The following is a 12,321-nucleotide window of genomic DNA, read 5'->3' as shown; positions in this document are numbered from 1 at the left end:
TCAACGCTGGCACAGCCACCACAGATAGCAGGAACACATGAGCGACATCTTCGAGCGAGTTCAGAAAGTCGTTGTCGAGAGCCTCGGCGTCGAGAAGGAAGTCGTCACGCGCGACGCCAAGATCATGGACGATCTCGGCGCCGACTCCCTCGACCTGGTCGAGCTGGTGATGGCCTTCGAGGAGGAGTTCAACATCGAGATCCCCGACGACGAGTCGGCCAAGCTCGATTCCGTCGGCGCGGCGACCGACTGGATCACCGAGAAGCTCGGGAAGCTGGCGGCCTGATTTCGGGTCGACCAGGAAGCCCGCGCAGCCCCTGAAAGGGTGGCAGCGCGGGCTTTTTCATGTTCAATCCGGATCGAGCGGCACGTCCCAGTAGGCGTGATCGATCCAGGACTTGTGGACGTTCGGCGGGGGATAGCGCTTGCCGATGTCGACCAGCTGGGCCTGGGTGGGCGCATAGGGCTTCACCCGCAGCGTCATCCCCGCCTCTTCTGGCGTCCGGTTCCCCTTCTTCCCGTTGCACGGCATGCAGGCCAGGACGATGTTCTCGAACGTCAGCGGCCCACCGCGCGAGCGCGGATGAACGTGATCGAACGTCAGATCGTTCTTGTCGCCGCAATATGCGCACGCAAACCCGTCGCGCAGCGACAGGTTGAAGCGCGAGAACGCGGCTCGACGGTTCATGTCCACGTACTGCCGCAGCAGAATGACGGACGGCAGCCGCATCTCGAAGGACGGACTACGCACGACCTCGTCGTACTCGGCCATTACCGAGACGCGATCCAGAAGGACGGCCTTGACGGCATCCTCCCATCCCCACAGCGACAGGGGCGTGTAGCTCAGCGGCCGGCAATCCGCATTGAGAACCAGTGCCGGAAACTCGATACCCATCGATCTTCTCGTTCATTGGAGCCATGCGGCGCTTCCGACCCGATCGGCCGGAAGCGCCTTGATGGTCATTCCGCCGCCTGCATGAAACCAGGCGTCGGAATGCGGCGCTCGTTCGCGAAGGCGAGCAGCGCCTGGGTATCCTCAAGGCTGACACGGCCATCGATCATGAAGCCGTCGCCCACCCGGACCAGCGAGTAGCCTCGCGCCCGGATCGCCGTGATCGCGCCCTCGACAGGATCGACCACCGCCCGCGTCACTCCACGCTCAGCCAGGAAGCGGGCAACCGCATCAGCAGTGCTGGCCTGGATGGCCAGAGCTGCATCACGGCCACCGTCCTTGCCGCGCCGGACCGGTGCAATCGAACCGAAGCTCGACTTCCCATTGCGGCGAGGCGCAGCCGGCGCCTTGACGATCGCAGGCAGAGCCTCGACACGCGCAGGCAGAGCCTCGACACGCGGAGCCTCCGCGCGCTCGGGCTTCTCCACTGCGGGCGCTGCGCGAGCAGCCAGGCGACCAGCCACGGACTGCGCCTCGAGGACGCGCAGGACCGGAGCCTTCGCGGTCATCGGCTCGACCACGGGCCGCTTTGCCACAGCGCCTGGCGGCTTGGCCGGCGCTGCGACCTTCGCCTTGCCGATGGGCTTTGCGACGGCCTCGATCCGACGGACCGGGACAGTTGCCTCGGCCGCCAGCCGGATCATCTCGCGCTTGGTCTCGCGCTCGATGGCGGAAGGGATCCGCACCGAAGCACCGCCGATCGCCGCGACAGGCTTGACCACAGCCGGGCGCTTGAGCGCAGGGCCGCGGGGGGCGGCCTTGAACGCCAGTCCCATCTCGTCGGCAATCGCCTTCAGCGTCCGGACGTCGCGGCCCAGCTTCTGACTGGCAATCGTGATCGAGATCCCGCTGCGAGCCGCCTCGGCGATTTCAGCACGACCGGCCTCGTCCATGGGACGGCGCCGGCGCGCCTTGCCGATCAGACCAAGCTTCAGCCCTCGCAGACGAATGGCCCGCGAAGTCCGACCGAGATCGGAAGCGATCGAACCAAGCGCATTGGCGCCGGATCCGCGCTCTTCCAGCAGTGCCTTCAGCTGACCGTCAGCCTCATCCGTCCAGGAACGGTCGATCGAGCCCTGGAAACGGATCCCCAGAGCGGTCGCCTTTGCCCGAACCGAGCCAAGGTCACGCCCAGTCGCCTCAGCTGCGGCCTCGGCCGAGGCTGCCGCCTTGAGCTGCGCGACCTGGATCTCACTCCAGATGCGCTGCGGCCGCAGGCCGAGCTCGGTGATCTTGGCGCTCACACCGCTCTCCGCACGACCCAGCATGCCTGCAATGGCCCGGTTGCTGATGTCGGGATCCTTCAGCAGGGCATCTCGAAGCATGTCGAGCTGCTCGGGGGTCCAGTCCAGCCGACGGCCAGGCTTGATCCCAAGATGGTCGAGCTTCCAGCGCACGGCAGCCTCGTTGCGACCGAGACGGACCGCGACATCGCGGATGGTGATGGTCTCGTCGCCGAGGAGCTCGTGAAGACGCGCGACCTCGTCGGCCGACCACTCGCGGCGCTCCATGACCAGAGCGTCGAGATTGCGGAAGCGCGCGAAGACGGCCCCGACCTTGCGGTCGACGCGCAGTGCGATCTTCTTGGCCGTCAGCTTCTCGTCGCGACGGAGCCGGATGATCTCTGCATCCAGTTCCGGGGTCCATCTGGTACCGTGCATGGCGCGGCTCCTCTTCGGGAACTTGTCCCGGTGCGAGGGTCCGAACCTGACGGTTCTATGGGGGACCTGTATCGACCGGAACCTTAGGGGGTATCCGGTCTGGGCATCCGATTTCGATCAGCTTGTCGAAATCTCGGATTGCGCCGTCCGGATGTGGCTACCTTCGCTGAGTGGCTGCAGCGGAAACTGCGAGTCCAACCTCGTTGAGCGAACGCAATAGCCAGCGTGTCCCCGCCAATTGCTTTTGGCGGAGGTCGGCATCGATGTGACGATGACAGACACGAGGCGGGCCACTGTTCGGTATCCTTCTAGGATCGACCGTCGATCCTTAGCCTAGACGCATGAACCCAACAAGCGGTTCTGCGGAAGTCGAACGAAATTGATTCACGCGAGACATGACAGCAACACTTGCCGTTGCTCACATAGCCGGAACCGGGGCGTCTGCATCATTGTCTTCGACGTCACCTGCCAGATCATCTGCTGGCTCTCCAGTGCGTAACTGCGTCAGAATCAGGCGGAGCTCGGCCGAGCGTTGTCCGAGCCGTTCTACCTCCGCCGCACTGACGCGCTTGAGGTGTCGAAGCTTCAGTTTCCGGCGCGCGATCTCGGATTCGATTTGGCTGATCTCGCTCGAACGCGCGTGCAGGTCCCGCTGAATGTCGACGAGTTCCGCCTCGACGAAGAGCTTTCGACGGCTTTCGATGGCCTGGACCATGTGGCCGAGGACGTGAGCGACGAGATCATTCTCGACCGCCCGCCCGACAGAAGCAGCATCGAACACCTCGGTCTGGATCCAGGAGACACTGCGCCCGGTGACCTTGGCCTGCAGGTCGAGCCGCAAAAGCCTGTCGCCAACAGCGTATGCTCCCAGCGATTGACCAGGGATGATGAGGTTGGAAATCCGGACCCGCCCGCCTGGCCGGACGACAAACCGCACCTTGCCACCATCGAGGTCGATGACAAGCGAGAAGGGGTTCGCGCCCACGGCACGGCGGGGCTCGGCGAGGCGATGAAGCAGGTCTTGGACCGAAGGATTGGAAGGCGTATTCATGACGCGACTATGGGGATAGGGCTCGCCGGTCACAACCCAGATCAATAGGTCAACGCACCCAAATCCACGTCTTCGTCAGGCGTGGCTTCCAGCAAGCCGGGATAGGCGGCAAAAACAGGATCAATTGCCCCCGCGTAGGTCGTGGCGAAATCCTCCGCCCAAGGCTCTTCAGCCTGGTTGTCGGCATAGCTCCGAAGATTGTCCGCGAAAGCCTTCGCGTTGGCAGCGAAGGTATGCGGTTGCGCTTCACCACCGAGGTAGGCGTTGGCGGCTTGCCGCGTTGAAAGCCAGGCTCGCAGCAGCGCTGCCGGCAGAAACGGCTCGCCAGAGCCCACATAAGGCCCCTTGAACTGGCGCTCCGCATTGCTGTGCTGGACGTTTTGGCCAAGCAGATAGTGAGCAAGGCCGCGCAATGTCCCGGTGGCGCCGTCGTAATGACCCTTGTAGCCGCGGGTCGACTGGGACCGAAGATCGCCACGGTCTCTCAGCTCGACCTTTCGATCGTTCAGGGGCCTGATCTCCAGGGGATTGCGAGGGAAGCGACGGATCTGGGCCTGGAAGCGCTCCAGGTAATCCTCGGCAAATTCGAAGGCCTTCAGCTTTTCATTCGCGCCGAACACCACGGAAAACCGCCGTCCCATTGCCGGTACCGGGATCCAGTGGGTGTGTCTGGGCCAGAAAGGATCAAGGCGGGCCACAATGCGGAGAGGTGCGGTCTGTCCGGCATAGGCTGCTTCCAGACCGGCCTCCACGGAGATCACCATATCGCGACACGGCACATAGAGGGCATTCTGGTGCGTCTGATGGACTGCGCCGTCCATGATGCGCGTGAGCTCCTGAACGACATCCTCGCGATCGGAACTGATGATCTGCGACATGACTGCGAGATCTCTCGCCGCCATATTGGAGGTCAGGCTGATGTCCGACGTCAGGAACTGGACCGGACTGAAGAGCTTGTGAGCGGCTATCGTTACGCCTGTCCTGATGCAGCCTCTGACGGGGTCGAGCAGGATACGGTGATAGAGCTGTTCGCCGTCCTGGAAGAGAAGCGGAACCCCATCTTCCGCGGCAAATTTGAGCACCGGCACGGGCGAGAAGGCGTTTGATGTCTCGATATTGACTGCAGTCTCATCCTGGATTCGGGTCGCGATCGGATTTCGCGCCCGTTTACGGATGCCTTCGGCACGCCAACAAAAGCTGAGCCAATGAACCGTCATGGCCGCAGGCCCTCCTGCGGTGCCAGATGTGGATCGAACTGAAGCCTGTCAGCGACGATGCGAACGCGCTTTCTCACACGCTCCGCGACCTCTGACAGGCCAGGAATGCGCTGGGCTGACTTGGTTAGGTGCTCAGAGAATTGCCTAACCAGGTCGATCTGGTCGAGGGCCGACTGAGGACGCTGTTCTTGAGATTCACGAACTGCGATCCAGGCATCGATGCTGGCAGCGTCGAGCTTGCACAGATCGATGGAGGCCAGCAGCAGGGTAATCTCGGTCAACAGATCGCTGCTGCATGCTGCCGCTTCGTCAATGGTTTCGGGAATCGGGCCGTGAGCCGTAATCTCGATGGGGAAGGGGTTCACATAATGGGGCAGGCGGCGCTCGCCGTTGAGCGCGGCTGCAAATGCATGGGCCTCGGTAAGCCGCGAAAGATCGAAATAGGTTCCAACGTGACCGCTCGTGGACGTCATCCCCTCGACCGCGGCCAGCCGTCCGTCGCTGTGGTGCCGCAAGCGAAGGTCAGGCCGGCCTGGCATCCAACGACCAAACCTGACGCCATAGCCTTCCGCAGCAGCACCGACATGCCAACCATAGCGACCGTCGCAGATGTGCACCTGACCGTCGAGCATCATGAACCGGCGCGCGGCGATGTCCTGCAGACGAGCGTGAGCTCGCGCAACGCAACGGGGATCTACCGCGGCCGCGACCTCGTTTTTGATGCGGGCCTGGAGATAGAGCTTGCCGCGCTCTTCCTCGAAGAAGGGTGAGCGAATGACCTTGTCGAGATAGCGGCCGCGGCCGTCGTTCTCGGTGCCGTACTGAGCGCTGAACTCGTTGGCTGTCATGCCCGTGGCGAGGAACCACTGATCGTGCATCGCCACGAGATCGTAGGCGACGTCTCTGACCGTAACCCGAACCTGAGCGGGCCCTAAGACAGCCGAAGAGTGTTCGGCCACCTCGAGGCTGAACAGCTCTCGCCTCCAGGCACCGTGAACGCGCCCGTCACGCGCGTTGGTGTGCTCGGCGAACACCGATGCGAAGGCGGAAATCGTCGTCGTTCTCAGCATTCCCGCAGATTGCAGGGCATCCTTGCCTTGCACAAACGGAAGCCGCCTCAGAAGCGAGCGATCGAGCCCACCATCCGCCCTTTGGCTCCATCGACGACCCCGATCAACCAGGTCTGCCCTTCGAGGATGGTCTTGATCCCGTGGTGTTCCAGGATGCCGGCATGGATGAAGATGTCGCCGCCACCCTTCGGGTCATAGAAGAAGCCGAAGCCCTCGATGAGCTTGTACCACTTCACCACAGCCGCGAACATCGGACCCGCCATCGTAACCGGCCGCTTCGGCGCAAACGCGTCCGGATCGGCGGTAGCCAGATCGATGCGGGAGATCCTGGCAACACGAAGCCCCTTGGGCGTCGGAATGACCTCGCAGTCCACCGTCGCACCGATCTGAAGATCCGCGGAGGCGATGTTCTCGATCGCATTGGCATGCAGCATCGCGTCGACACCGCGGTCTGCAAGATGCACGAAGCCGTAGCCCTTGGCGGCATCGTACCACTTCACGCGCCCAGTCACGCTCTCGCAGAGGAGCTCGCTTGAAATCACTGCGGTGTTGTCGGCGTCGCGCTCGGCGACGGCGGCGGCATAGTTCATGGCGGGCCATTTCCCGTTATCGATTTGCACTCGATTCGAGCGCCTCACCATGATGAGTAGCTTCGCTCATTTCCCCAAACAAGATTCAGGGTCTAAATCCATCGACCCCATCCACCGGTCCGTTCGCAATCCTTGAAATGCGATGCAGCTCCGCAACGCTCGATGTAGCGTCATCTGAGCGACTCGAATCGAACGAAGGCGAGCAAATGCGTGTGGTTTCGACCCTTTTCTGCGAGAAAGTGCTGAAGCTTCAGTCAGGCCTCAGCCAGCTCATCGGGGTGTTCCCGGGCCGGATCAACTGCCTGCCCGGTCCTGCCGGTTCCTGCGCCACGATGGATGTCCAGATCATGATCGAGCATGATCGCGAGGAAGCGTTCGGGATCGAAATCCGCGGCTGCGCACCTGATGGTGCAGTGGTGTTCCTGCTGCCGATGCAGATCGCTTTCAAGGACCCGATCTGCTGGGTCGATATAGCACTCCACGGACTGATGGTGCCTTTGACGGTATCGGGACGAGTCGTCATCGAAATCCACCGCCTCGGCGAGCCATGGACCGAGGCGGGACGGCTTCTGTTCGATGTTCAGCCCGCGGTCGCCGCGGCGCCGACCAGACTGAGCGCCTGAAGACAGTCAGGCGGCGATATCCTTGGCAGGGCTCATCCGGGTGAGATGATTCTGGATCTTGGCGATGAAGTCGGGCCGGCTGGAGCGTGATTGCGTCACCCTGGACAGGAAGCCTTTCGTGGCTCGGGCAGACAGAAGATGCCCAGGGTGACGGATGAACCGGTCTAGCTGGTCGCGTTCCACCCAGTGCGGATAGTGACTGATGGAGACCCCATGGCGCTGCCCAGGGCCGCCATAGGCCGCTGACGGCCATTTCTCGCCCAATGCCCGTGATCGAGCGACGTCGAACGCTCCGGGCTGCAACAGGCGCCCTGCAACCCATCCTGCAACAGGGACGCAGATGGCATTCCCCACGGCTCGCCACCGAGCAGCCTCGCCGCCTCGATGCGCAGCAGCGGATGTCCAGCCTTCCATGAAGCCCTGGAGACGCTCTGCATCCCTGATGTCAGGGGTTACGATGACCCCGTCGGATTTCAGAATGGCTGGTGCGGAGCCAAGCCCGATCGTCGATCCGCTCTTCAGTGTCGGGACAGCGTTCGAGATCAATCCGATGCCGTTCCGGCCTTCCGTCCAGTAGAAGCCGTGTGGTCCGGCTTCCGGGCCGTCGATCAGGGGAGCGCTCGCCTCGTCGGCAAACAGCACGTCGCGAGGCTCGATGTCACCGCGGGAAGCCACCAGGATGACGCGCTCGCGCCGCTGCGGGAGAAATGCTCTGGCGTCGACGACGCGGTAAGCCCAACGGTATCCGCGCTCCTCCAGCTCGGCGACCAGTCTCGCCATGGCCGAGCCCCCGGCAAGCTTCAGCATGAAGGCAACGTTCTCCAGCACGAGCACCGGCGCCCTGGTGCTGTCGAGGAGCCGGAAAACATGGCTGACGAGTCCAGAACGGTGACCTTCGAGCCCTTTCTTCGGGCCCGTCAGCGACAAGTCCTGGCATGGAAATCCAGCGCATATGACATCGATGGCCGGCACCTTTTCGAGATCCTCGATGTCGCCATGGATTGGAACATCAGGAAATTGCGCCAGCAGAACGTCGCGGGGGCAGGGCGCGTTTTCGCAGAGCAACTCCGTTTGGATGCCCGCCGCGCCAAAGCCGATGTCGAACCCGCCGATGCCGGCGAACAAGGAGAGGGCTTTCATCACCAAGAACTAACGATTCGATTCATGCTGCCATGATCGAAGTGCGCTATGCCTTGGGCAACGATTCATTCATTGCATTTCAGGCCAATGAACGGTTGTTCAATGCGCCGCGCCGACAGATGCTGAAGCCAGAGGTTTGCAGATGAAGCGATCAGCAGTCGGGCCGATCACCGTCCCGTTCACATACTCCGCCCAGTTCATGGTCCGCGGCGGCCGCGTCGCTCGCGCGGTGACGGTGAGGGCCGAAATGCCTGTGATGCTCCGCGAGCTCACAGACGGTGAGGCACCGGTCAGCTTCCGACTGACGGATTGCGGCCGCTTCGACATCTCTCATGGCTCCAGCCTGGACATCAGAACGGCGTCTGGTCAGCACTGGCGCCCCGTTGGCAGCCATGATGGAGAGCCATCCGACATTGCCGCCTTCTGCGCGTTCGTCGAGCGCGGTGGCCACATGGCATCGGGTGGTTCGGTCGCGCTGGAGGAGGCCATCACGGAAGATGAGCTCGCGCGCGGCCGCGTCATCAGCGACAACCAGGTTGAAGCCAAGGCTCGTGTCGCACAACGTTTCGAGCGCCTCATTGCCGTCGACGGGCGGATCTGGGAGCCGACACCCGAGCCCGTCTGGGTCATTCAACATCCCAGCCGGTTCGACGCGGGCTACTCAGCCTATGTCGAGAAGCAAAACGCGATCGCGCGACCAGCCGATCCGCTTTTCGTTTATCCCCTCGATGCGATTGCCGAGCGAGACGCGACGCTGGCGAGGTTCAACGAACATCGCAATCTCCCGCCTGACTTTGCCGCTCTTCGTGGTGAGGTCGAGATCTTGCGTGCCGAAAACATCCAGTATCGGCACGACGAGGAGCCGCGGCTCCGTCACCATCTCAAGACCCATCTCGAATACGCCGGCGACCAGGTCAGGCGGAGCATCGACACCATCTCGCTAAGCGCCTTCGCGCATTATCGCGAATTCCTGGCAGCGGCTTCTCCTGATCGGCCGATCATCGACCTCGTCGACGCCTTACGGTCGTTCAATGAGGGCATTGCTGAAGAGCCCGGCTGGACCGAGTGGCATAAGCGCACCACAAAGGCCTTGGACGACTGGGATCGCTTCTCGTCCGATCGCGCCGACGACCTCGCCATCAAACTGCATCTGTGACCATGTCGAACCCGTCCCGCATCATCGAAATCCCGCTGGTCTACAAGGCCAGCTTCATGCCCAAGCGCGCCCGAAACGCGAAAGAGGTCTACATCAAGGAGACGGTCCCGATCGCGCTCCGGATCGCGTCCGACGACGAGGCGCCGCTGTCTTTCAAGGTTCACCCGCACGCCTATGGAGCGCAGGGGATCACTCCGCTTCCGGTCAGGACGACTGGTGAAGTCCATTGGCTGCCCATCTTGCGCGGCTACAGCGGAGACGACCATGCCGTCGATGCCGAGACCGTCATCGCCGAGCTGAAGGCAGGCAGACGGTCAATCAACCGCCCAGGCCTCTATGATTGGGCGACCGACAATGCCGTCTCGGTCGATAGCCTCGGCCCTGGCAAATTCATGAGCTCGACCCGGGACTGGGCGGTCGAAGAGGCGCAGCGTCAGGCCGGCGAGATGCTGCTCTGCGGGAATCATGTCTTCGTCCCGTGCGGCGAGCCCGTCTATTGCCGCAAGAGCATGGGTGCCAACGAGTACTTCAGCGCGACAAACACGCGTGCGGTGACCGACACTGCTGGCGCTGACGAGATCATCCCCGCAAACCGCCTCGACCTCATTGTCGAGGCACTCAGGCGAAGCGGCGCATCCGCGGCAGAGCTATCTGATCCGATCGCGTCGGAGAGGATCTGGAATGCCATCGAGGTGCTCCGCCCCGATCTCGTCCGGTACCGCCACAACGAAGAGCCGCGGCTGCGCAAGGCGGCCGATGCCCTGGTCACGGTCGCTCGTGAGACAATCCGGCGCACCATCGACACGACCTCTCCCGAGCTGCTGGAAGCATTCCACAACCTGCGAAACGATGTCGCCGCTGGTCTGCCGGCGGCTGATCTGGCGATGTCGATGGCCGTCTTCAGACGGTTCATTGACCAGGGTCCGTGGGCCGATATCGCGAAGCGTCTCGATGAGAACTTGAGCGACTGGGAGAGGTTCACAGCCGACCTCGCTGATGAGGACATGCTGGGTCGCGCGCTATGACGGTTACGGCGCCGTCGGGGCAGGCTGTTATCTGGATCCCGCTCCCGACCATCATCACGGCAATTCCCCGCAACTGTCGGGTCGAACAGCAATTCGTCGACATCGATTGCAAGCCCGTCGCCATCCCCGATCTCAGCCAGGCCGAGGCACCCGAGGTCCTCGACATCAAGCTGCGTACGTCCGATCGCCACATCATCTATCGTCGCTGGGATGATCGGCTCTGGGTTCAGGCGACGAGCGAAGGACAGCCCTTGGACAGCACCACCTTGGCTGCTGTCATCCAACGCGTTTTCCAGCGATCTTATGCAGATCGCCAGCCCGTCCACCTGATCCAGCCCGAAAACCCATTCGAGACCGAGCGGTTCTACGGATTGCGTCAGAAGCCGATCGAGCCGATCGAACTCGGCGAGGCGCCGCTGCGCACGCTCGTCAAGAATGGTGATGAGCAGAGGCAGGCTTCGTTCCAATACGCGAGCGAGAACCTCATCCTGGTCGACGGGATCGTGCACATCAGGCAGTGCGAGCCATTGATGTGCGTCTCGGACCCGAATGCTGAAGGGTACGGGGTGACCCGCCTCTCGCTGCTCCTTCCGCGCCTGGCCGACCGGCGTTCCGAAGAGGGGTCCGGGCCGCGCCGCGATACCTGGATGCCCTGGCTGGAGTTCAGGCTCAACGAGAGCGCAGCAGCGAAAGCGCTGGCTCAGTCGTTCGGCCGGCGCGTCCATGTGGATTTCGAGAGCATTCAATACTGCTTCGACACGTTTCCCGAAGAGGGCCTCCACGGGTGCTCTGAGGCTGCAGGCATCATCGAACGCGCCTTTGGACTGGTCCGCCGGGGCTCTGCCGCCATCGGTGTGATGAGCGATGCAGCCATGCTGGCCTACATGGCCCTGCGACGGACACTCATCGGGCTCGAAGCGCGAATGCCTCCGGCAGCCGTGCGGGCCGTCAGTGGCGATAAGCTCCTCGAGGTGAGACTGGCTATCGTGACACTGGCCGGCGCGGTTGCAGCATCGCCCGAGACGCCCGATCTCCGGACGAGCGAGGCAGAGTTCATTTTTCGTCGAGCCTGCACGGTCTGCGCCGAGCGCGAGTCGGCCGCTGTCGACACTGATCCTGCTCTTGGAGAGCTGGCGGCCTGACCGCCGTCTTCAAGCTACCGAGCCTCGCCGTCCAGATCGTCCTTTGGCTTCCAGGCGACGCGCGCCGCCCGCAAGCGATAGGCGGTCTGAAGCGGATCCTGTGCGTCGGCCAGCGCCTTCTTGCCGCCCCGTGACTTCTCGACCACCTGCAGCAGCCGGGTTTCTGCCGCGGCGTGATCCTCGACGCTGCCATCGAACCCGATGTGAGAGACGCGCGCGCCCAATTGGATGAGACGGCGAGACACCAGAAGGCATCGATGGCAATCGAGCGGATCCCGCTCGGAGCACATCAAAATCGGCCTGGTCTCTGCAGCGAGGTCCATCACGCGCGCGACACCACGCTCGAAATGCGCCTCCTTCGCCATCGCTTCATAGCAAGCCATGCCGTCGCGGATGAGATGGTCCCCCGACGGCCGGCCGCCCAGGAACTGACCGGCCCAGCGGTAGGGAACGCCGATGGCCGGCAGACTGGTTTCGAGCTGCGATCTTTCGAACTGCGGGTTCCATTTCGACACCGGATGCGAACGCACATCCACCACAGTTCCGACCTCGGCCATCGCCAGGCGATCGAAGAACGTCTCGATCGGATGGTTCGAGTGGCCGATGGTGAGCACGTCCGACAACTGGGCAATCTCCAATGGAATGAGCCCCAGATTATCAGCCGATCCTTCCTTTCAACAATTCCACGTCGTCA

General features: G+C 62.8%; 13 protein-coding genes. 5 read left to right on the top strand and 8 right to left on the bottom strand.

Annotation, left to right across the window (positions count from 1 at the left end):
• The first annotated feature begins 37 nt into the window (after positions 1-37).
• The gene (locus tag BSY19_RS02775; RefSeq protein WP_069052768.1) at positions 38-286 is read left to right on the top strand and encodes an acyl carrier protein; all 249 of its coding nucleotides are present in this window, start codon (positions 38-40) and stop codon (positions 284-286) included.
• A 63-nt stretch (positions 287-349) separates the two neighbouring features.
• On the opposite strand, the gene BSY19_RS02770 is transcribed toward BSY19_RS02775, so the two are convergent.
• From BSY19_RS02770 to BSY19_RS02745, 6 genes are all read right to left on the bottom strand, one after another.
• On the bottom strand, positions 350-895 hold the full coding sequence (locus BSY19_RS02770) for an HNH endonuclease (protein WP_069052767.1): 546 nt from the start codon (positions 893-895) through the stop codon (positions 350-352).
• 65 nt (positions 896-960) lie between these two features.
• Entirely contained in the window at positions 961-2,613 is a 1,653-nt protein-coding gene (locus BSY19_RS02765; RefSeq protein WP_069052766.1) for a hypothetical protein, read from the bottom strand.
• 418 nt (positions 2,614-3,031) lie between these two features.
• The gene (locus tag BSY19_RS02760) at positions 3,032-3,697 is read right to left on the bottom strand and encodes a hypothetical protein (RefSeq protein WP_150129439.1); all 666 of its coding nucleotides are present in this window, start codon (positions 3,695-3,697) and stop codon (positions 3,032-3,034) included.
• Positions 3,698-3,705: 8 nt separating this feature from the next.
• Entirely contained in the window at positions 3,706-4,881 is a 1,176-nt protein-coding gene (locus tag BSY19_RS02755) for a hypothetical protein (RefSeq protein WP_150129438.1), read from the bottom strand.
• Complete coding sequence (locus BSY19_RS02750) at positions 4,878-5,951, bottom strand: hypothetical protein (RefSeq protein ID WP_069052763.1); 1,074 nt, start codon at positions 5,949-5,951, stop codon at positions 4,878-4,880. The genes BSY19_RS02755 and BSY19_RS02750 overlap by 4 nt, the downstream gene beginning before the upstream one ends.
• Before the next feature lie 47 nt (positions 5,952-5,998).
• Positions 5,999-6,541, bottom strand: a complete 543-nt coding sequence (locus BSY19_RS02745) for a cold-shock protein (RefSeq protein ID WP_069052762.1) — start codon at positions 6,539-6,541, stop codon at positions 5,999-6,001.
• Positions 6,542-6,747: 206 nt separating this feature from the next.
• On the opposite strand from BSY19_RS02745, the gene BSY19_RS02740 reads away from it, so the two are divergent.
• Positions 6,748-7,164 carry a hypothetical protein gene (locus BSY19_RS02740; RefSeq protein WP_069052761.1) on the top strand — a complete coding sequence of 139 codons (417 nt, stop codon included), beginning with the start codon at positions 6,748-6,750 and terminating at the stop codon, positions 7,162-7,164.
• 6 nt (positions 7,165-7,170) lie between these two features.
• Here the strand turns inward: BSY19_RS02740 and BSY19_RS02735 are convergent, their stop codons facing one another.
• Complete coding sequence (locus BSY19_RS02735) at positions 7,171-8,304, bottom strand: DNA cytosine methyltransferase (protein WP_069052760.1); 1,134 nt, start codon at positions 8,302-8,304, stop codon at positions 7,171-7,173.
• Positions 8,305-8,446: 142 nt separating this feature from the next.
• Here BSY19_RS02735 and BSY19_RS02730 point away from each other — a divergent pair, with 142 nt between their 5' ends.
• From BSY19_RS02730 to BSY19_RS02720, 3 genes are read left to right on the top strand one after another with little or no spacing between them, the layout of a single operon-like run.
• A complete protein-coding gene (locus BSY19_RS02730; protein WP_150129437.1) occupies positions 8,447-9,460 on the top strand; it encodes a hypothetical protein in 1,014 nt (337 codons plus the stop codon).
• A gap of 2 nt (positions 9,461-9,462) precedes the next feature.
• Positions 9,463-10,485, top strand: a complete 1,023-nt coding sequence (locus BSY19_RS02725) for a hypothetical protein (protein ID WP_069052758.1) — start codon at positions 9,463-9,465, stop codon at positions 10,483-10,485.
• Entirely contained in the window at positions 10,482-11,627 is a 1,146-nt protein-coding gene (locus tag BSY19_RS02720) for a hypothetical protein (RefSeq protein WP_069052757.1), read from the top strand. The genes BSY19_RS02725 and BSY19_RS02720 overlap by 4 nt, the downstream gene beginning before the upstream one ends.
• 14 nt (positions 11,628-11,641) lie before the next feature.
• Here BSY19_RS02720 and BSY19_RS02715 read toward each other — a convergent pair whose 3' ends face one another.
• Positions 11,642-12,241, bottom strand: a complete 600-nt coding sequence (locus BSY19_RS02715; protein WP_236840367.1) for a DUF488 domain-containing protein — start codon at positions 12,239-12,241, stop codon at positions 11,642-11,644.
• Positions 12,242-12,321: the final 80 nt, after the last annotated feature.

This window comes from Bosea sp. RAC05 (genome assembly GCF_001713455.1).
Classification (GTDB): Bacteria; Pseudomonadota; Alphaproteobacteria; order Rhizobiales; family Beijerinckiaceae; genus Allobosea.
The sequence above is the reverse complement of the archived record's forward strand: the minus strand, read 5'-3'. Positions and strand labels throughout refer to the sequence as shown.